This is a genomic window from Amycolatopsis decaplanina DSM 44594, from assembly GCF_000342005.1.
Taxonomy (GTDB): Bacteria; Actinomycetota; Actinomycetes; order Mycobacteriales; family Pseudonocardiaceae; genus Amycolatopsis; species Amycolatopsis decaplanina.
The window spans coordinates 66,187-84,563 of sequence record NZ_AOHO01000078.1 but is presented as its reverse complement, the minus strand read 5'-3'; the positions used below and the strand labels follow the sequence as shown (position 1 = coordinate 84,563).

General features: G+C 66.9%; 18 protein-coding genes, 4 tRNA genes and 1 pseudogene. 13 read left to right on the top strand and 10 right to left on the bottom strand.

The features are described from left to right. Positions 1 to 422 precede the first annotated feature (422 nt). On the top strand, positions 423 to 602 hold the full coding sequence (locus tag H074_RS40520; RefSeq protein ID WP_152521558.1) for a hypothetical protein: 180 nt from the start codon (positions 423 to 425) through the stop codon (positions 600 to 602). A 214-nt stretch (positions 603 to 816) separates the two neighbouring features. Continuing rightward, the gene (locus tag H074_RS35675; protein WP_007034959.1) at positions 817 to 1,221 is read left to right on the top strand and encodes a hypothetical protein; all 405 of its coding nucleotides are present in this window, start codon (positions 817 to 819) and stop codon (positions 1,219 to 1,221) included. 30 nt (positions 1,222 to 1,251) lie between these two features. On the opposite strand, the gene H074_RS40865 is transcribed toward H074_RS35675, so the two are convergent. From H074_RS40865 to H074_RS41840, 5 genes and pseudogenes are all read right to left on the bottom strand, one after another. Next, positions 1,252 to 1,425, bottom strand: a complete 174-nt coding sequence (locus tag H074_RS40865; protein WP_161630722.1) for a hypothetical protein — start codon at positions 1,423 to 1,425, stop codon at positions 1,252 to 1,254. Positions 1,426 to 1,429: 4 nt separating this feature from the next. After that, positions 1,430 to 3,397 (bottom strand): S8 family peptidase, encoded by a 1,968-nt coding sequence (locus tag H074_RS35670; protein WP_039924219.1) that lies wholly within the window; start codon positions 3,395 to 3,397, stop codon positions 1,430 to 1,432. A gap of 226 nt (positions 3,398 to 3,623) precedes the next feature. Further along, positions 3,624 to 4,607, bottom strand: a complete 984-nt coding sequence (locus tag H074_RS35665) for an AAA family ATPase (RefSeq protein ID WP_039924218.1) — start codon at positions 4,605 to 4,607, stop codon at positions 3,624 to 3,626. Between the two features lie 64 nt (positions 4,608 to 4,671). After that, positions 4,672 to 5,346: a DUF2637 domain-containing protein gene (locus H074_RS39760; RefSeq protein WP_235096961.1), complete on the bottom strand. Its 675-nt coding sequence runs from the start codon at positions 5,344 to 5,346 to the stop codon at positions 4,672 to 4,674. Positions 5,347 to 5,423: 77 nt separating this feature from the next. Beyond that, positions 5,424 to 5,618: pseudogene (locus tag H074_RS41840) on the bottom strand (IS701 family transposase); the annotation flags it as partial. Between the two features lie 155 nt (positions 5,619 to 5,773). Between H074_RS41840 and H074_RS35655 the strand changes: the two are divergent. Further along, complete coding sequence (locus H074_RS35655) at positions 5,774 to 6,568, top strand: site-specific integrase (protein ID WP_007034954.1); 795 nt, start codon at positions 5,774 to 5,776, stop codon at positions 6,566 to 6,568. A gap of 14 nt (positions 6,569 to 6,582) precedes the next feature. On the opposite strand, the gene H074_RS35650 is transcribed toward H074_RS35655, so the two are convergent. From H074_RS35650 to H074_RS35635, 4 genes are all read right to left on the bottom strand, one after another. After that, a tRNA-Val gene (locus H074_RS35650) sits at positions 6,583 to 6,657 on the bottom strand. Position 6,658: 1 nt separating this feature from the next. Beyond that, a tRNA-Cys gene (locus tag H074_RS35645) sits at positions 6,659 to 6,729 on the bottom strand. 25 nt (positions 6,730 to 6,754) lie between these two features. Beyond that, positions 6,755 to 6,827 (bottom strand) — tRNA-Gly (locus tag H074_RS35640). A gap of 135 nt (positions 6,828 to 6,962) precedes the next feature. Then, on the bottom strand, positions 6,963 to 7,388 hold the full coding sequence (locus H074_RS35635) for an SsgA family sporulation/cell division regulator (RefSeq protein ID WP_005159130.1): 426 nt from the start codon (positions 7,386 to 7,388) through the stop codon (positions 6,963 to 6,965). Positions 7,389 to 7,786: 398 nt separating this feature from the next. On the opposite strand from H074_RS35635, the gene H074_RS35630 reads away from it, so the two are divergent. From H074_RS35630 to H074_RS35610, 5 genes are all read left to right on the top strand, one after another. Further along, positions 7,787 to 7,858 (top strand) — tRNA-Val (locus H074_RS35630). 879 nt (positions 7,859 to 8,737) lie between these two features. Next, on the top strand, positions 8,738 to 10,264 hold the full coding sequence (locus H074_RS35625; RefSeq protein WP_007034952.1) for a sugar transferase: 1,527 nt from the start codon (positions 8,738 to 8,740) through the stop codon (positions 10,262 to 10,264). 109 nt (positions 10,265 to 10,373) lie between these two features. Continuing rightward, the gene (locus H074_RS35620; protein ID WP_007034951.1) at positions 10,374 to 10,988 is read left to right on the top strand and encodes a malonic semialdehyde reductase; all 615 of its coding nucleotides are present in this window, start codon (positions 10,374 to 10,376) and stop codon (positions 10,986 to 10,988) included. 180 nt (positions 10,989 to 11,168) lie between these two features. Next, positions 11,169 to 13,196: a threonine--tRNA ligase gene (thrS, locus tag H074_RS35615; protein ID WP_007034950.1), complete on the top strand. Its 2,028-nt coding sequence runs from the start codon at positions 11,169 to 11,171 to the stop codon at positions 13,194 to 13,196. Continuing rightward, positions 13,193 to 13,729 carry an HIT family protein gene (locus tag H074_RS35610; RefSeq protein WP_007034949.1) on the top strand — a complete coding sequence of 179 codons (537 nt, stop codon included), beginning with the start codon at positions 13,193 to 13,195 and terminating at the stop codon, positions 13,727 to 13,729. Before thrS ends, H074_RS35610 begins: the two co-directional genes overlap by 4 nt. 96 nt (positions 13,730 to 13,825) lie before the next feature. Here H074_RS35610 and H074_RS35605 read toward each other — a convergent pair whose 3' ends face one another. After that, positions 13,826 to 14,368, bottom strand: coding sequence for a YceI family protein (locus H074_RS35605; RefSeq protein WP_007034948.1), 543 nt, complete (start codon positions 14,366 to 14,368; stop codon positions 13,826 to 13,828). Between the two features lie 116 nt (positions 14,369 to 14,484). Between H074_RS35605 and H074_RS35600 the strand changes: the two genes are divergently transcribed. The 5 genes from H074_RS35600 (at position 14,485) to H074_RS35580 (ending at position 18,333) form a co-directional block, all read left to right on the top strand. After that, positions 14,485 to 15,027 carry a MarR family winged helix-turn-helix transcriptional regulator gene (locus tag H074_RS35600; RefSeq protein WP_007034947.1) on the top strand — a complete coding sequence of 181 codons (543 nt, stop codon included), beginning with the start codon at positions 14,485 to 14,487 and terminating at the stop codon, positions 15,025 to 15,027. 103 nt (positions 15,028 to 15,130) lie between these two features. Then, positions 15,131 to 15,772: a phosphatidylinositol phosphate synthase gene (gene pgsA / locus H074_RS35595; protein WP_007034946.1), complete on the top strand. Its 642-nt coding sequence runs from the start codon at positions 15,131 to 15,133 to the stop codon at positions 15,770 to 15,772. After that, complete coding sequence (locus tag H074_RS35590; RefSeq protein ID WP_007034945.1) at positions 15,769 to 16,686, top strand: phosphatidylinositol mannoside acyltransferase; 918 nt, start codon at positions 15,769 to 15,771, stop codon at positions 16,684 to 16,686. Before pgsA ends, H074_RS35590 begins: the two co-directional genes overlap by 4 nt. A 22-nt stretch (positions 16,687 to 16,708) precedes the next feature. Beyond that, positions 16,709 to 17,854: a glycosyltransferase family 4 protein gene (locus H074_RS35585; RefSeq protein ID WP_039924251.1), complete on the top strand. Its 1,146-nt coding sequence runs from the start codon at positions 16,709 to 16,711 to the stop codon at positions 17,852 to 17,854. Beyond that, positions 17,851 to 18,333, top strand: coding sequence for a hypothetical protein (locus H074_RS35580; protein WP_007034943.1), 483 nt, complete (start codon positions 17,851 to 17,853; stop codon positions 18,331 to 18,333). Before H074_RS35585 ends, H074_RS35580 begins: the two co-directional genes overlap by 4 nt. Positions 18,334 to 18,377 lie beyond the last annotated feature (44 nt).

Sequence of the window (18,377 nt, the reverse complement as noted above, 5' to 3'; positions counted from 1 at the left end):
TTACAGGCTTGACGGGATCGTCACCTGAACGTGCCGAGTTGACGATACTGCGAGGGACAAGGCACTGCCGGATCTGCGTAACGGGGGCGACTCGCGCTGCGACGGACGGGATATGACAAATCCCGGAGCCGGTGACTGTCCCGGTTCGGTGCAAACGGATTTTCTCGAGAACAGGGGAGCTCGCTGTCGGGCGAAACCGTCGTACCTCGTGGCTCCGGTCTGAGAACATCCCACGTGGTGCTGAACCACCTGGGGGCCGGTGTCGCCGTGATCGGGACGAGCAAGGTGGCCCACGAGGCGGATGTCTTGGTGCTCCGCCGGGACGTGGCCGATCGTTGCCGGAGGCTTCACAATGACCCGAACAGCACCGGCGCGGTGATCGGGGTCTAGGGCAAGTACTACACCAGACCACCATCCTCGGCATGGGGCGGCATTTCCTCGGTCTCGACTCCGAAATGCCGCGCAGGGCCACGACCATCCTGACGGCGACGGGTGTCAACAAATCGGTGATGCACCTGATCCAAGGCAGGGATCGGGCCTACGACCTCGGTGTACTGCCCGGGCGCAAGCCGAGCACGACCTCCAGGAGCGGTACGCCATGATCCTGCGCGGTTCCGCAATGGTCCGCGACGTCTCGTCAGGCGATCTTCCGGGCGGGCGCCACTGTGCGTGTCGGTGACTAGCCCGCTCGGGTCGGTGGTCCGGTGCGACGGAACCAATCCTACTGTTGTGTTTTGCTGCTCGGTGACTGATTCCGCTGCCGGCGCACACAATCAGGCGCTTTCATGTCGCGAAAACCGCATTAACATGGAATGCATGGGGAGGAAACGGAAAAGGAAGCCGGGGTTCATCGGCCGGTATTTCGGGTATGTTCTCTTGCCGGTCATCGTGTACGGCTGGGCATCGGGGAACATGAGCGCCGCGTTCATTCTGATCGCTTCGTCGCTGACCTTGCTCTACATGCTCTTCGCCGCGCCCTCGTGGTGTATGGCGACGACGCGCGACGGGAACGGTTGCCGCCGAAACTCTTCCGGCCTGCTGCTGGGGTGCTCCCTGCGTGAGCACAAATGGCAGAAAATGAAGATGGCGTTCCGGGCCAGTAAGTGGGGCGAACTCTTCGGCCGGTTCTGGGGTAACACGGCCAATTCGGCCGCTGCCGTGAGCGCCATGGCCACGACGCTCTCCGCGCTTGTCGCCGCCGTCGCGCTCGCCACCAGGTGAGTCGGGCGTGCGCCCCGGCACCGGGGATGATCAGACGGATACGCTGGCCGTCGTGCTGATCTGGACCGCGTTGTAGATGTCCACGTCCGCTGCCCCGAAGTCGACGCTGACGACCATTGCATACGGAATCCGGAGATGCCTGGTGCGGTCATGGTCTTCCCACCAGCCCAATGCCGGATAGATGGCGATCAGCCGGTCGCCCACGAGTTCACCTGGCCGTCAGATCCAGGCAGTCATGCTGCACCGTGCCGCGGGCGCGGTGCAGTGACCCGACCGTCCAGTTGTATCCGCTGGTCTTGGCCTTGCTCGTTCCCGTGCTTCGTGCGAGCGCGTTGATTCTGCGCCGCATCTGGTCCTCGCTTTCGAGAGGCCCCTGCATCTCCCATTTGAGTTTTCCGCCCGCGTAGCGGCGGATATCGAGCGTTTCGGTGGGTTCGACGAAATAGGCGAGCGTGACGGTCAGCCGTACCGGTGTCTCGGCGTTGTCGTTGAGAACCTGTTGGGGCAGTGGTACCCGCAGCAGGTGAGCTTGCCTGCGGCCCGGGGCGAGGGCGCCTTCGTGAACGAAGACCGGACGGTTGCTGTCCGCACCACTGGCCAGGCGAAGATCCGGGACACCGTAGCCGACCGCGCGCAACCGGTCTTTGCGGTCGCTGAACTGGGCCATCATGGCAGGTGTCCAGCGTGCGCTGTGTACATACAGGGCGCGTAAAGCGGAGGCTCCCAGGCCGGGATGCAAGCGCGCGAGCGTCGCGAGGTCGGCAGCGGCCGACGCCGCGGCCGGACTGGTGGCCCAGACCTGGGTGCTCAGTTCGCCACTACCGTGCCGATAACTCGTCGTCCACAACGACAGGTGCTGTGCTCCCGTGTTCGGCAGACCGCCCCCTGGAGCCGTATTGCCTGCCTCTTTCACGATGTCGGGTTTGATCGGCCGAGCGCTACCACCCACGTCCGTGCTGGCGTAGGGGCTCAGACCACCCGACGGTGCCAACGGAGCAGGATAAGAGCCAGTGCCCTGGGCGGCAGGACCCGCAAGACCGGTATAGCCGCCGACGGTGAGCGCATTCCACGCTTGAGCCGGCTGGCAGATCGGTTCGCCCAAGTTCACGGTGGGATAGTCCTCGGCCACCGTGGCAAGCCGGTCGTTGGGTACGTTGCCTGCGGCGACGACGATCAGCCGTCCTCGCCCGTCGTTCCAGGCGAGCCGGTCGACCCCGATCGACCACGCCGTGCGGAGTGCGGTCGGGTTGTCCGCTCCGACACTGAGGCTGTGGACCACATTGTGGCCGTTCGCGAGATTCTCGGCCTCGACGACGGAGTTCTCCGTACGCTCCGCCCAAAGTTCCGGGTCGTCGTCCTGTGGACCGCTGGTGGGGGTGGGTATGAGGCGCATGCCGATCAGCTTGATCCGGGGATTCAGCAAGCCTGCCGCAATTCCTTGCAGATAGTCCGGGTACGCGGCGATACCGGACATAGCGGTGCCGTGCCCGTGACGGTCCGCCGCGTCCGGCTCACCGGGTACCACGCTGCCGCTTCCCAGCAAGATCGGCCGTAGGTACGGATGTGCCGGGCTGATCCCGGTGTCGTGCACGGCGACCACGGTCGCGTCTGTCGGTGGTTCGCCGACTGCTACAGGAGGTGAGGCCGATGCTTCACCCTGCAGCAATGCTTCGACGAGTCGTACACGTTGAGCGAGGTGGACTTCGTAGACCTCGGGAACCAGGCTCGGGAGTTCGGAAAGGACGTTTCCGGAGAGACGGGCCAGGAAGATGTCTCGCTCGGCTCCTTCGAACCGCGTCGGAGATCCATGGTGACCGCCCAGTTGAGCGAGCCAGTGGATCTCCTGTCGTACCCGCTCCCTGTCGTGAGCTGAGTCGAGGCTGCCGCCGCGTGTCCACAGCTCCACCCAGTACGAGGTGTTGTCGTCGATGTCGTCGGCGCTGAACTCACCCAAGCTCAGATCGGCCAGTGTGGGGACACGGAGGGAGTCGATGCGTGCTATGAGTGGCTCGTTGGAAGGCGCTCCGGACTTGGTGGTCTTGTCCCGGTACTGTTCGATCTTGCGGCGAAGCGCTCGGGCGTCCGTCCGGACGTGCACTAGCGCCTGTCCTTGGTCGATGGAGACCAGTACCGCGGATGACGACTTGTCGCCCAGGCTGTCCGCGTACTTGCTCAAGTCTGATGAACCGGTGGCCGTGATCAGCCGGCCTTCGCTTCCGGGGGCCGGAATTATCTGCCTTCCCTCGATTGCATCCAGTGAACGGAGCAACCTCGCCGCATGCTGTTGCCGAGTCCGGGCGGGTGGCGGGCGACGTTTGCCACCACCGAACGCCCGGTAGGCTTCCTCGGCCGCGCGGCTGACCCTGAGCAGTGGGAGCCCTGTCCGAATCATGCTGGATCCGTCACAGACTGCCCTCCCGGGTACGGGACATCAGTTCGGTCCTGATCTCGTCGTACGCGGGGTACTCCTGATCGGCGAGAATCGCGGCCTTTCGCGCGTTGTCCACGGCGGCGCGAACCTGAGCGAAGGAGAGCCCGTGGGCTTCTCTGACGAGGTTGCCCACGGCGGCGTCGTCGAGCGGTACGGACCGAAGCAGGCGACGCAGCAGGGTCGTCAGGCCTTCGGAGTCCGGTGGGGGAAACTCGAGCACATCGTCGAAACGACGCAGAAGTGCGTGATCGAGTGCGCCTCCGATGTTGGTGGCGGCCACGATCAGGCTGTCGCTTTCATCGGCGTCCAGCAACTGAAGAAACGTGCCCACAACGCGTTTGGCTTCACCGACGTCGAACTCGTCTCCGCGGTGCTTGCCCAGCGCGTCGAACTCGTCGAACAGATACACGGCCCGAACACGGCCGATATGCTGGAAGATGTCGGTCAGCGTGGCCGCGGTTTCACCCAGGTAACGGTTGAACAGTACTTCGAGCCTGACTCGGGCCAGAGGGAGCTTCAGTTCCCCTGCCAGTGCGTATGCGGCCATGGTCTTGCCGCAACCGGGCGGGCCGTGCAGCAGAAGCCTTCGGCGGGCACGCAAGCCGTGCTCGGCGAGCCTGCCGGACATCCGTTGTTCGTCCAGGACTCGTTGCACGTTCGCGCGCAGGCCGGACGGCAGAACGAGTTCGCCTAGGCTGATTTCGCTGTAGCGGATGTCGAGGACGTCAGCGAGATCGCGAGGTGGCCGGGCGAGCTGGATGGGCCGTCGTGCCCCGGTCTTGCTGAAATCGGCATCCTTGGCTTCGGACAGTAGCTCCCTCAGCCGGGCGGCTTGGCGGGTGTGGCCTGCGCGTGACTCCGCCGCGATCAACTGCTTCAGTAGGTTCAGCCACCGAATGTCGTCACCGTGTGTATGTGCACGGACCATTTCTGTGATGATCTCTGCTGTTGCCACAGTCACCTCCCCTCCAACTGGTCATCGCTGTCCATCATCGCATGTCCCGCGAGACCCGCCAGCGCTATCCGGTCATCGAGGCGGACGAAACCCCGGTGGCGGGGCCGGTAGCAGAGGGCGCGAGCACGCCCTTGGTTTGCCACTTTCGGAGAACCCTGCGGCCGTAGTTATGCGTCCCGGCGACCCGGTCGAGATCGGCGCCGGAGGGTGTCCGTCCTAACTCCTGTTCCGCCACATAGTGGTTCCACATTCGCTGTTCGGCTGTCAGAGGGACCACCGGACTCGATGCGTCCGAAGTCTGTCGAGCGGAGGGGACCACGGGACCTTGTGCGGACACCTCAGGTTTTGGGGCTACGGGTTCGGTGCGGTGGCGTTTGAGGGCACGGTTTAGAAGTTCGACGGCTAGCAGCAGGGCAAGGGGTGGGCAAGCCGCGACGGCGACACCGAGTGCGCTGGTTACCGGCGCCGAGCCGATGTTCGCGCAGAGCGACAGCGAGATGTCGAAGAGGAAAGCGGCCCAGGTCGGCCACCGGCTGGAGCCGTCGCGGTTCGGTTTCCACAGTTCGACGGTCGCCGTGGTGAGAAGGCCGTCGACGATGAGGGGCCAGATGGACGCGGTCGTCGTGTCGGCTCCGAAGCGGAGGGCGAATTGGCGTCCGTGGATGTAGGAGGCGTAGGCGGCGCCGAGGGCAACCAGGGCGGTGCACGCGCACTGGATCCGGAGGGAGACGGCACTCACGCGAGGCCTCCCATGCGGCGGCGGCCGCGACGTGGCAGCTCTACAGTAGCGGAAATCTGCAGGTCAGGGCGCTTGTCAGCCTGGGTGGAAGCTGCTCGTACCTCGTCCGGGGTCCGGTCCCCGACCCGCTCGGCGATCGTCCAGCAATTCACCCGCGACAGCCCCGACAACAGACCCGCCACGAACCGACCCGCCCGCCGACGCGGCTCCACCCGCGCGAACCGGCCCGCGACACGACCTAAACCCTCACCTAGCAACGCCTGCCACCGCACAACGTCTACGCTGACAGCCGCGGCCACCACATGATCTTGAGTTGTCCTCACAAACACCCATGATCACCGTGGTGGCCGCACCCATCCCACCGGGCCACCCAGCACCATCACGATCTACAGCTGGAGTACTAGGCCTCGCGGGGTTCGCTCGCGGGTTGCTCGACTTCTACACCGATTCCCGGTCGGGAGAGTTGGTCGGTCAGCAACGCCACGAGTACGACACCGAGGCGCTCGCGATCCAGATCCGCGAGCCCTTGAAGGAGATCGGCGGACGCCTGTTTAAGGGTGGCCGTCAGATCGACACGTCACGGCTCGCTGATCTCGGGCCGCGGCCGACCCGTCCGGTGACACCGCGACGACAGGGTGGCCGCGCGAAGAAGGGCCGGACCAAGACTCCGGCGGGCACGCGGAGCGTGGAATTGCCACCGAGTATCGCGGTCTTCTACGTAGAGCTGATCGACAGCCACAACTTCCCGTTCGTGCTCTGCAGCGCGGAAGGCGCACCGCTGCGGCGGTCGAACTTCCGCAACCGCTACTGGCGTCCGGTCTGGGATGGCAGTGACGCTGAACACACGCGGTCTGCGGAAGTGGTGCAGCCGATCCTGCCGACGTTCACCTCCCACGAAGGGCGGCACAGCCACAGCACCTGGCTGGCCGAGGACGGCATCCCCGAGGTCGCCCGCAGAGCCCGGCTCGGTCAGAAGATGAAGGGCATCGCGAAGGTCTACGACCACGTGACTCCGTTGATGCGCCGTCAGATCTTGCAAGCGCTCGAGACCCGGTGGATCGGCTCGCTGGTCGCGCTCACCCCGAGTGAGCGGACGAAGCTGGGGGAGTGGTTCCCGCGCCTCCACGCCACGTTCCGTGATGGGCAGTTGGAGACGGCCCCGAAGGCTATCGCCATTGAACGACTGAAGCCCCGCCCCTCTGAGGAGGGACAGGGCTTCTGACCTGCGAAAACAGATGGTGCGCGATACTGGGATTGAACCAGTGACCTCTTCCGTGTCAGGGAAGCGCTCTCCCGCTGAGCTAATCGCGCGAGGTGGAGACGGGATTCGAACCCGTGTACACGGCTTTGCAGGCCGTTGCCTCGCCTCTCGGCCACTCCACCGTGTCAGGCCCGAGAGGGCCTTCCGAGCGGATGACGGGATTCGAACCCGCGACCCTCACCTTGGCAAGGTGATGCGCTACCAGCTGCGCTACATCCGCACATCCTCGGTTCGGGTGGAGGTCAGAAACTCGCGGTTCTTTCCCTCACCCCGTCGCCGTGGTGTGTGTGAACACTATCCGATCCGGAAAACGGTCCTGCAACCGGGGTGCCACTTGCTGTTCGCAAGGCCGTCATCAGGCCAGATCGTTGGGGATCAGGTGGGTCAGGGCGTCGTCGACGTCGACCCACAGGTGCTCGTTGCCCGGCAGTACGACGTCGTAGGTCCGGTCGAGGAAGTCGGCCAGCTCCTGAGCGGACGCCTCGAACATGGCGTGCCCGGACGGCGAGTTCAGTTCGATGAGAACGGACTCGGGGTCTTCGACGGAGGGGCGGATGCGTACGTCGCCATCGCCCGCGTCGGCCAGGAGGCCGTCCGCGAGGAGATCGCGCGCGTAAACCCACTCGACCCAGCCGGCGCGGCCGGTGCGGAAGGCGGCCACGACCGCGTACGGGTCGCGTGTGTCGTATCGCAGTTCCACCTTGACCGGAACCGCGGGGGTCCGCGGTGCCAGGAGGTCGAACACCGCCGTCGAGCGGAGCGTCACGTGATCGTTGCGCATCGTCCTACCCTTCGTCTCCTTCCCGGCCCGGTCGAACCGAGTGGCGATGATGTGACGCATCGGCCGGCTGATCGGAACGCGGTTTTGCCGCAGATCACCCGGACGGGGTCATCGGACCCCGGGGCATGCTCCGTCACCCCATCATCACCCGCGCGACGCGCAGCCCTACATGCGCCCTGCAGGCAGTCCACATGTACATACTGCGCGGTTTAGTCGTCGCGCGATAGCACCGTCGCATGAATGTCGAAACGCGTCACGGGCGCCCCCCGGTCGTGACAACCCCGGCTAGCTCGTGGTTGTTCGCTCCGTATTTGCTGGTGAGCGGAGTGTGGTCGGAGGGAACCACCCGTTTGCAGGCCCTCTAAAGTCGTGGGGTAGAGTCGGCGGACACCGCGAGCGGGCGATTAGCTCAGCGGGAGAGCGCTTCGTTCACACCGAAGAGGTCACTGGTTCGATCCCAGTATCGCCCACCGAATGAAGGCCCTGGACCAGTGGTCCAGGGCCTTCATTCATTCTCGGGGCGCCCTCGGCGATGAGCCGTCCGGCAGCATTCGATCCCCAGGTCGGACGCGGGTTATGTGGGGGCGGCACTTCTGCCGTCGCGGGTGGCGCGCCCGGCGCGGCCGGGTCCACCGGGCTCGGTGGCGGCCGCGGGGCGCCGCCGGATCCTTGTTCCTCGAAGCGTGTCGTTCCGGCCGGTGTGGACATTCATCGGAGACGTCGCGTCGCGCCGCGAAAATGTCGCATGAATCGATCATCGAGACTTCTTTGTGATCCTCGGCACGAACCGTCCCGCGAAAGGTTCAGACCATGTGGAGGTGGTCGGGACGGCTCACCCGTCCGGCTCCGGTGGCGGGGTCGCCGTGACGCTGACGTGATGTGACGAAACGCCACTCCCGTGACCGATTGACAAGGTAGATCGGCTCGCGGTGGGCGCGCCCGCCGCGCCGCGGCCCGGCGAAGCCGTGAAATCCACAGTGGACCGGCCGGGGATCGACTCGCGCGGACCGTCCACTGTGGAGTTTTCGGCTGTTCGGCCGAACGGGGGCGCGGTGCTCCGAGTGGTCGGGAAGGCCGGGAATTCGTGACTACTTTGAGTAGTTGTTCGGCGGATACGGTCTATTACGCATCGTCATCATCTTGTTATCAACATGGGATTCATTTGCCGGATGCCGGCCAAGGCTGTGGCTGGAAATCCTTGTAACGATGGCAGGAGAGTGGCCGATACCTTGGCGTGTGTCGCCCCATCGGCCGCTGAGAGACCTTGAGAATCGATCACTCTTCGAGATCGCTCTCATTTACTCAGCGTGTTGATCTGGCGTTCGGGAATCCCCACTCCGGGAGGTCTGATGGAAGAGTCGGTGCGGCCGTCGTCCACCGTCAACGGGACGCCGCAGTACATCGACCTTCAGTCGATCCCGCTTCCCCCGCAAAGGGGGGCGGGCGATGTCCCCACGATCGACACCACGTCGGCGCGGCCGCCTTACGCGGCTTGGGAATCGCGCTACCGCGCATGGGTCATCGGTAGTGACGTTTTCACCGCGTTCGCGCTCATCATGATGAGCGCCTTCTTGATCGATCGATCCGATCCGCACGACATGCACGCGCTCGGTACCGCGGCCGCCTTCCTGTTCGGGTTGTCGGTCTGCCGTGCCTGGAGCCCGCGCGTGCTGGGCGAGGGTGCGGAGGAGTATCGGACGCTGGGGCGTGGCCTGGTGGCCACCGCCGTTCTCGTCGCGCTGGGCGGTCTGCTCTTCGGTGCGCTCGCCGTGCAACCGTGGGTTTTCATCGTCGTCCCGATGATCTCGGTCTTCATGTTCCTGCAGCGGTACGCGCTGAGACAGGTGCTGCACCGGCGCAGACGGTTCGGCGAGTGCCTGCTGCCGGTGCTCGCGGCGGGAAGTCCCGACACGGTCGCCGACCTGATCGCCCGCACCAAGGCGGATCCCCATGTCGGCTGGCGGGTGGAAGCCGTCTGCACATATTCCGGTGCGGGCGCGGAACGGGGGAGCGGTGAGGTGGAAGGCGTCCCGATCGTCGGGAAGCTCGACGACCTCGCGGGCCACGTCCGCCGCGGTGGCTACCGGGTCGTCGCCGTGACCGCCGATCAGCACTGGAACCCGAAACGCCTCCAGCGGCTCGCTTGGGACCTCGAAGGAACCTCGGCCGAGATGGTGGTCGCGCCGATGCTGATGGAGGTCGCCGGTCCCCGGCTGAACGTCTCCGGTGTGCTCGGCATGCCGCTGCTGCGGGTCACCGCGCCGATGTTCACCGGCGGCCGCCGCCTGGTCAAGGAAGCGCTCGACCGGTTCGGTTCCGCTCTGCTCCTCACCCTCTTTTCGCCGCTGCTGCTGGCGATCGCTGTCGCGATCAAGCTCGACGACCGCGGCCCGGTGATCTACCGGCAGCGTCGCGTCGGCCGTGACGGTCACACCTTCACGATGCTGAAGTTCCGCACGATGGTCACGAACGCGGACAAGCTCAAGCAGGATCTCCAGGCGGACAACGAAGGCGCGGGCCCGCTGTTCAAGATGCGCAACGACCCTCGGGTCACCCGGGTCGGCGGCCTGCTTCGCCGGTACTCGCTCGACGAACTGCCGCAGTTGCTCAACGTCGTGAGCGGGCGGATGTCTCTCGTCGGCCCCCGTCCGCCGCTGCCCGAAGAGACCGTGAAGTACGCCCCCGACGCGCGCCGCCGTCTCCTGGTCAAGCCGGGGCTGACCGGCCTCTGGCAGGTCAGCGGGCGCAGTGACCTCAGCTGGGCCGAGAGCATCCGCCTCGATCTGCGCTACGTCGAGGACTGGTCCCTCGCCCTCGATCTGGTGATCCTCTGGAAGACCTTCCGTGCCGTGGTGCAGGGACGGGGTGCCTACTGACGCCTTCCTGTGACCGGACCCACACTCAGAGGTAGTTGAGCGAGAAATAGTTCAGCGCTCAACTAGGTTGAGGCGAGTACAAGGACGCGTACGGAAGGAAGATCCACCCATGACCACCAGCGTTGAGCCGACCGAAGCCTTGAACCTCCCGCAGGACGTTCAGGACCTGTTGTTCCGCGAGGCCCGCACCGCGAACAGCTTCAGCGACGAGCCGGTGACCGACGAGCAGATCCGCGCGATCTACGAGCTGGTCAAATGGGCCCCGACGTCGATGAACAACCAGCCGCTTCGCGCGCTGGTGATCCGCACCGAAGAGGGCAAGAAGCGTCTCGCCCCGCTGATGTCCGAGGGCAACCGCGCCAAGACCGAGGCCGCGCCGGTGACCGTCGTGCTGGCCGCCGACACCGAGTTCCACGAGAACCTGCCGCGCACGTTCCCGCACTTCCCGGGCGCCAAGGACCTGTTCGCCGACGAGGCGGGCCGCGTCGAGACCGCCAAGCTCAACGCGCTGCTGCAGGTCGGCTACTTCATCATCGGCGTCCGCGCCGCCGGGCTGGCCGCCGGCCCGATGACCGGCTTCGACGCCGAAGGCATCGACAAGGAGTTCTTCGCGGACAAGCCGTGGAAGTCCCTCGTCGTGATCAACGTCGGCAAGCCGGGCGAGAACCCCTGGTACGACCGCCTGCCGCGGCTGGACTTCGACGAGGTCGTCGAGACCGTCTGACCTCGTTCCTCGATACGCGAAGGCCTTCTTCCGATGGGAAGGAGGCCTTCGTGGTGTTAGGGGTAATGCGCGTGAGCCGCGCCGCACCTGACGACTAACATCACGGGAACCATCCACTTCCACCGCGAGGAGTCCATCGTGTCCCAGCCGTCGTCAGTAGCAGCCGCAACCGCCCCGCGCGTGGTGGTACCGGCGGGCACTACGGCGGGCTCCGCGGTCCGCGAGGCCGGGCTGCCGACCAAGGGGCCGGACACCATCGTCGTCGTGCGCGACGCCGAGGGCAACCTTCGTGATCTGGCCTGGGCGCCGGAATCCGACGTCGAGGTCGAGGCCGTCGCCGCCGACACCGAGGATGGCCGCAGCGTCATCCGCCACTCGGCCGCCCACGTGCTCGCCCAGGCCGTGCAGCAGCAGTTCCCGCAGGCGAAGCTCGGTATCGGCCCGCCGGTCAAGGACGGTTTCTACTACGACTTCGCCGTCGACACCCCGTTCACCCCGGAAGACCTGCAGGCGCTCGAGAAGCGCATGAAGCAGATCGTGAAGGGTGCGCAGCAGTTCTCCCGCCGCGTCTTCGACTCGGTCGACGAGGCGAAGAAGGAACTGGCCGACGAGCCGTTCAAGCTCGAACTGGTCGACATCAAGTCCGAAGACTCCACAGTGGACACCAGTGAGGTGATGGAGGTCGGCGGCGGCGAGCTGACCATCTACGACAACCTCGACCCGCGCACCAAGGAGCGTGTGTGGAGCGACCTCTGCCGCGGCCCGCACGTGCCGACCACCAAGTTCATCCCGGCGTTCAAGCTCACCCGGGTCGCCGCCGCGTACTGGCGCGGTGACGACAAGAACCCGCAGCTGCAGCGGATCTACGGCACCGCATGGGAATCCGCCGAGGCACAGGACGTCTACCTGGAACGGCTCGCCGAGGCCGAGCGGCGCGACCACCGCAAGCTCGGTGTCGAGCTGGACCTGTTCTCCTTCCCGGACGAGATCGGCTCGGGGCTGCCGGTGTTCCACCCCAAGGGCGGGATCATCCGGCAGGAGATGGAGAACTACTCGCGCCAGCGGCACGTCGAAGCCGGGTACGACTTCGTCTACTCGCCGCACATCACCAAGGGCGCGCTCTTCGAGACCTCCGGCCACCTCGACTGGTACCGCGACGGCATGTACCCGGCGATGCACCTCGACGCCGAGCACAACGAGGACGGTTCGGTCCGCAAACCAGGGCAGGACTACTACCTCAAGCCGATGAACTGCCCGTTCCACGACCTGATCTTCCGTTCGCGCGGGCGTTCCTACCGGGAACTGCCGCTGCGGATGTTCGAGTTCGGTTCCGTGTACCGCTACGAGAAGTCCGGCGTGATCCACGGCCTGACCCGCGTGCGCGGCATGACGCAGGACGACGCGCACATCTTCTGCACCCTGGAGCAGGTCCCCGGCGAGCTGAAGTCCCTTTTGGACTTCGTGCTGAACCTGTTGCGCGACTACGGTCTCGACGACTTCTACCTCGAACTGTCCACTCGGAACGAGGAGAAGTACATCGGCTCCGAAGAGGTCTGGGCCGAGGCGACCGAGGTGCTGCGCACCGCCGCCGTGGACTCCGGACTGGAACTGGTGCCGGATCCCGGTGGCGCCGCGTTCTACGGGCCTAAGATCTCCGTGCAGGCGAAGGACGCGCTGGGCCGCACCTGGCAGATGTCGACCATCCAGCTGGACTTCATGCTGCCCGAGAAGTTCGAACTGGAGTACACCGCGGGCGATGGCAGCCGACAGCGTCCGGTGATGATCCACCGCGCGCTGTTCGGCTCGATCGAGCGGTTCTTCGGTGTGCTGACCGAGCACTACGCGGGCGCGTTCCCGGCGTGGCTTTCACCCGTCCAGGTGGTCGGCATCCCGATCACCGAGGACCAGGTCGAGCACCTGCGCGGGGTCGAGAAGGCGCTGCGGGCCAAGGGGATCCGGGTCAACGTCGACGCGGGCGACGACCGGATGCAGAAGAAGATCCGCACCCACACCACGCAGAAGGTGCCCTTCATGCTCCTGGCGGGCGCGAAGGACGTCGAGGCGGGCGCGGTGTCGTTCCGGTTCCGTGACGGCGGCCAGATCAACGGTGTCCCGGTGGCCGACGCGGTCGAGGCGATCGCCGGCTGGGTCCAGCGTCGCGAGAACGCTTCGCCGACCGTGGCGGGCTTGGAGGCGGTACTCCGGTGACGGGCCCCGATGGCCCTGAAGTCGTCGGACAGGACGGTGTGGGGATCCCGGACGCGTTGCAGCGCCTGTGGACCCCGCATCGGCTCGCCTACGTGCAGGGGTCGAAGAAGCCCGACGAGGGCTGTCCGTTCTGCCGCCTTCCCGAGAAGAGCGACGAGGACGCGCTGATCCTCGCACGCGGAAAGACGGTGTACGCGGTGCTGAACCTGTACCCGTACAACCCCGGTCATCTGATGGCCGTCCCGTACCGCCATGTCGCGGACTACACGGATCTGACGGCGGAAGAGACCGTCGAGGTGGCGGAGTTCACCCAGCACGCGATGCGGGTGATCCGGGAGGTTTCGTCGGCGCACGGGTTCAACATCGGGATGAACCAAGGCGTGATCGCCGGCGCGGGAATCGCCGCGCATCTGCACCAGCACGTGGTGCCGAGGTGGGGCGGCGACGCGAACTTCATGCCGGTGATCGGGCATACGAAGGTGCTGCCGCAGTTGCTGGGGGAGACGCGGCAGTTGCTGGCCGGCGCCTGGTAGCTCCGGGCCGCGCTTGGGCGCTGTCTTGAAGTACGTGAAGGCCCCCTTCATTGCGCTGGACGCAATGAAGGGGGCCTTCACGTACTTGCGGGGGCCTCAGGCGTTGAGCGCGGCCTGCAGCTCGATGTCGATCTTGACCTTCTCGGACAGGAAGGCGTTGCCCTCCGGTCCGATGCCGAAGTCGCGGCGGTTCACGGTGGCGGTGGCCGAGACACCGATGGTGGTGGCGTTGTCGTTGGCCGGGTTGGTGCCGATGCCGTTGAACTCGGCCTCGAGCGAGACCGGGACGGTCTTGCCGCGCCAGGTGAGCTCGCCGTCGATGACGTAGTCGCCGCCGTCCTTGCGGATACCGGTCGAGCGGAAGGTGATGACCGGGTGCTCGTCGACGTGGAAGAAGTCCTCGGACTTGAGGTGCGTGTCGCGCCCGTCGACACCGCTGGCGACCGACGAGGCGTCGATCTCGACGGTGACCGACGAGTCGAGGATGTTGTCGGCGGTGACGACCTCACCGGTGAAGGCGGTGAAGTTGCCCCGGGACTTCGCCAGGCCGAGGTGCTTCACGGTGTAGGCGATGTCGGAGTGGGCGGTGTCGATCGTCCACTTGCCTGCGACGTAGCCCGGGATCTCGGTGGTGGTCATGAAAGTCGATCTCCAAAGTCTGTGTGCGTTCGTGGTGAACCCTCGTCTGGTTGAGCGCTCAACCATGACTGTAGCGCAATTTGGTTGAGCGCTCAACCAAGGGTAGAATGGGTGACATGTCCGAACCCCGATGGCTCTCCGACGAGGAGCAAAAAGTCTGGCGCGACTTCTCCGCGGCCACGCGGATGCTGCAAGCGCATCTGGAGGGCCAGCTTCAGCACGAGGCGGGCATGCCCCACACCTATTACGAAGTGCTCGTCGCCCTTTCGGAGGCGCCGGACCGGCGGCTGCGGATGAGCGAACTCGCCGACGCGCGCAAGGCGTCGCGCAGCAGGCTCTCGCACGCGGTCGCGCGGCTCGAGGCGAACGGCTGGGTACGCCGTGAGTCCTGTCCCACCGACAAACGCGGTTCCTGGGCGGTGCTCACAGCCGAAGGTTTCGCCGCGCTGGAGGAGGCCGCGCCCGGGCACGTCGAGGCCGTCCGCGAGAGCCTCTTCGATCCGCTGACCCCCGAACAGGTGAAGGCGCTCGGCGAGATCAGCGCCGCCGTGCTGGGACGGCTGTCGCCGAGATGCGCCGCCGCCGAGGCGGAACTGGCGCTGCGGGAAGAGACTCTCGCGAACCTCGAAGACGCAGCCGAACTGGCCAAAGCGGACTGACCGGGAGCCGGTCCAGGGGCGGGCGCGACGACGGGCGCCGGTGCGGGTGGATAGGCTTCGGGCGGCCACCCGACCCTGCTGCTTAGGTGCACCTGAAGAACCGATGCTCAACATTTTCGCGCGCGCCTCCGTTTCCCGCGTCACCGACCCGATGGGGAAGGTGCTCGTGCGTGCCGGTCTGACCCCGAACGCGATGACCGTCATCGGCACGGCCGGGGCGGTGCTGTGCGCCCTCGGGTTCTTTCCCAACGACATGCTGCTGTGGGGCACCTTCACCGTCTGGGGCTTCGCGATGCTGGATCTGCTCGACGGCGCGATGGCCCGCGCCCGCGGATACGGCACGGCCTTCGGAGCCGTCCTCGACGCGACCTGCGACAGGCTGGTCGACGGCGCGTTGTTCGCCGCGATCGCGTGGTGGTGTTTCGTCCACGACGACAACCGCCCGGCCGCGGCCGCCGCGTTGATCTGCCTGGTGCTCGCGCAGGTCATCTCGTACGTCAAGGCCCGCGCCGAGGCTTCCGGGCTGGAGGCGGACGGCGGGCTCGTCGAACGCGCGGAACGCCTGATCATCGCCCTCGTGGGAACCGGATTGCATGGTCTGGGCGTTCCGTACACCGTGGACATCGCGCTCTGGCTGCTCGCGGTGCTTTCCGTGATCACCCTGCTGCAGCGGACGGCCGCGGTGGCCAAGGCGGCGAGGGCGGCCAAGGCGGCCGGGCCACCCGCCGCGGAGGGCGGGGCATGAGCGGGTTCTCCCAGCGGCTCGGTGACTTCGGCTACGCGGCGGGCTGGCGGCTCGCGCGCTGGCTGCCGGAGTCGATGGGCGCGGTGACCTTCGGACTGGGCGCGGACCTGGCCGTCCGGCGGGACGGCGGCGGCGTGCGCCAGCTGCGGCGCAATCTCGCCAGGGTGGTGCCGCAGGCCGACGGCGTCGAACTCGACGAGCTGACCCGCCGGGCGATGCGGTCCTACGCCCGCTACTGGCACGAAATGTTCCGGCTGCCTTCGATGGACCACAAGGAGGTCAGCCGCAAGGTCGCCCAGTCGATCACCGGGGTGGAGAACCTCGACGCCGCCCTCGCCGAGGGCAACGGCGCGGTGATGGCGCTGCCGCACAGCGGGAACTGGGACGCGGCCGGCGTCTGGCTCGCGGACTATCTCGGCGGTTTCACCACGGTCGCGGAGCGGCTGAAACCCGAATCGCTGTACCAGCGGTTCGTGTCCTATCGGGAATCACTCGGCTTCGAGATCGTCCCGCTGACGGGCGACAGTTCGGCGATGCGCGTGCTGCTCAAGCGGCTGCGGGAGAACAAGGCGATCTGCCTGGTGGGGGACAGGGACCTGACGAATTCCGGGGTGCCGGTCAAGTTCTTCGGCGAGCAGACCCGGATGCCGGGCGGACCGGCCCGGCTGGCCGCCACCACCGGCGCCGCGCTGATCCCGGCGGGCTGCTGGTTCACCGAGGACGGCTGGCAGATCCGGCTGCACCCGCGGATCCGGGTCACGAACCGGTCCGAGGTGCCGGCGGCCACCCAGGCGCTGGCGGACATCTTCGCCGGGGACATCGCCGCGCATCCGGCCGACTGGCACATGATGCAGAAGTTCTGGCTCTCCGACTTCGAAGCCGGGGAACAGGCCGACCTCGGCGAGGCGAGCTGATCCGATGGCTCAGGCGCGGGTCATGAAGATCGGGATCGTCTGCCCGTACTCGTTCGACGTGCCGGGCGGTGTGCAGGGACACGTCATCGACCTCGCGAAGGCACTGCTGGCACGCGGGCATCAGGTCTCCGTTCTCGCTCCGGCGGACGAGGACTCCGACGTCCCGGATTTCGTCGTCCCCGCCGGCAAGGCGCTCGGGATCCCGTACAACGGCTCGGTCGCGCGGCTGCAGTTCGGCCCGGTGTCCTACGCCCGGGTACGACGGTGGATCCGCGACGGCGACTTCGACGTCCTGCACCTGCACGAGCCGGCCGCGCCGAGTCTTTCCCTCTTGGCGCTGAAGGTCGCGGACGGCCCGATCGTGGCGACCTTCCACACCGCGACGACGCGTTCGCGGACACTGGCGGCGTTCCAGCCGGTACTGCGGCCGCTGCTGGAGAAGATCACCGCGCGGATCGCGGTTTCGGCACTGGCCCGCCGGGTCCAGGTCGAGCACGCCGGCGGTGACGCGGTCGAGGTGCCCAACGGCGTCGACGTCGACTTCTTCTCACGTGCGCTCCCGCTGGACGGTTATCCGCGAGCGGGCGGCACCGTCGGGTTCGTCGGGCGGTACACCGAGCCCCGCAAGGGGATGGGGGTCCTGCTGGAGGCGTTGCGGACACTGCTGCCGGAGTTCGAGGAGCTGCGGCTGCTGGTCGTCGGCCGCGGCGACGCCGATCAGCTCCGGCGCGAAGCCGGGCCGGCGCTGGCGCCGCATATCGACCTGCTCGGCCAGGTCGACGACGAGACGAAGGCGCGGGCGCTGCGCAGCGTCGACGTCTACTGCGCGCCGAACACGGGCGGCGAGAGTTTCGGGATGATCCTCACCGAGGCGATGGCGGCGGGCACCCCGGTACTGGCGAGCGGGCTGGACTCGTTCCGCCGGGTGCTCGACGACGGCAAGGCCGGGATGCTGACCGAGACGGGCGACGCGGCGGCGCTGGCCGACGGATTGCGCGAGCTGCTCGGAGACCCGGCCCGCCGGGCGTCGCTGGCGGCGGCCGCGGGGGAGCGGGTCGCGATGTTCGACTGGTCCGTGGTCACCACTCAGATCCTGCGGGTGTACGAGACGGCGATCGCCGCCGATCCCCGGCGGGTCGGCGCGGGCGAACGCGAGTTCAGCCGATGACGACCTGGGTGTGGATCGGCGGTCTGGTGGCCGCGATCGTGGTGCTGGGAGGGCTTTTCCTGCTCGCGACGGCGAATCGGCTGGACAGGCTGCACGTCCGCACCGACGCGGGCTGGGCGGCCCTCGACGCGGCCCTCGCCCGGCGTGCCGTCGTCGCCAGGGCGGCCGCCGCGATACTGGGCGACGAGGAGCTGCGCACGCTGGCCGAGTGTGCCGAGCGGGCGCCGAGGCCGGATCGCGAAGCGGAGGAAAGCGAACTGACACTGCGGCTGGCGCGCGTCGACCGCACGGCCTTGCAGCCATCGCTGGCCGAAGAACTGACCGACGCCGAGCACCGCGTCGTCATCGCGCGGCGCGTGCACAACGACGCCGTCCGGGACACCCTGGACCTGCGGCGCCGCCGGAAGGTCCGGTACTTCGGCCTCGCCGGGACCGCCCGGCTTCCGGAGTACTTCGAGATCGCCGAGCCCGATCTGTAGGAGGACGACCCCCGTGAGCAACCACCGCAAGTAGATGACGAATC

Coding starts and splice junctions, on each gene's coding strand:
- H074_RS40520 (WP_152521558.1), top strand. CDS start 423: ATGGGGCGGCATTTCCTCGGTCTCGACTCCGAAATGCCGCGCAGGGCC.
- H074_RS35675 (WP_007034959.1), top strand. CDS start 817: ATGGGGAGGAAACGGAAAAGGAAGCCGGGGTTCATCGGCCGGTATTTC.
- H074_RS35635 (WP_005159130.1), bottom strand. CDS start 7,388: ATGCGCAACGATCACGTGACGCTCCGCTCGACGGCGGTGTTCGACCTC.
- H074_RS35625 (WP_007034952.1), top strand. CDS start 8,738: ATGGAAGAGTCGGTGCGGCCGTCGTCCACCGTCAACGGGACGCCGCAG.
- H074_RS35620 (WP_007034951.1), top strand. CDS start 10,374: ATGACCACCAGCGTTGAGCCGACCGAAGCCTTGAACCTCCCGCAGGAC.
- H074_RS35605 (WP_007034948.1), bottom strand. CDS start 14,368: ATGACCACCACCGAGATCCCGGGCTACGTCGCAGGCAAGTGGACGATC.
- H074_RS35600 (WP_007034947.1), top strand. CDS start 14,485: ATGTCCGAACCCCGATGGCTCTCCGACGAGGAGCAAAAAGTCTGGCGC.
- pgsA (WP_007034946.1), top strand. CDS start 15,131: ATGCTCAACATTTTCGCGCGCGCCTCCGTTTCCCGCGTCACCGACCCG.
- H074_RS35590 (WP_007034945.1), top strand. CDS start 15,769: ATGAGCGGGTTCTCCCAGCGGCTCGGTGACTTCGGCTACGCGGCGGGC.
- H074_RS35585 (WP_039924251.1), top strand. CDS start 16,709: ATGAAGATCGGGATCGTCTGCCCGTACTCGTTCGACGTGCCGGGCGGT.
- H074_RS35580 (WP_007034943.1), top strand. CDS start 17,851: ATGACGACCTGGGTGTGGATCGGCGGTCTGGTGGCCGCGATCGTGGTG.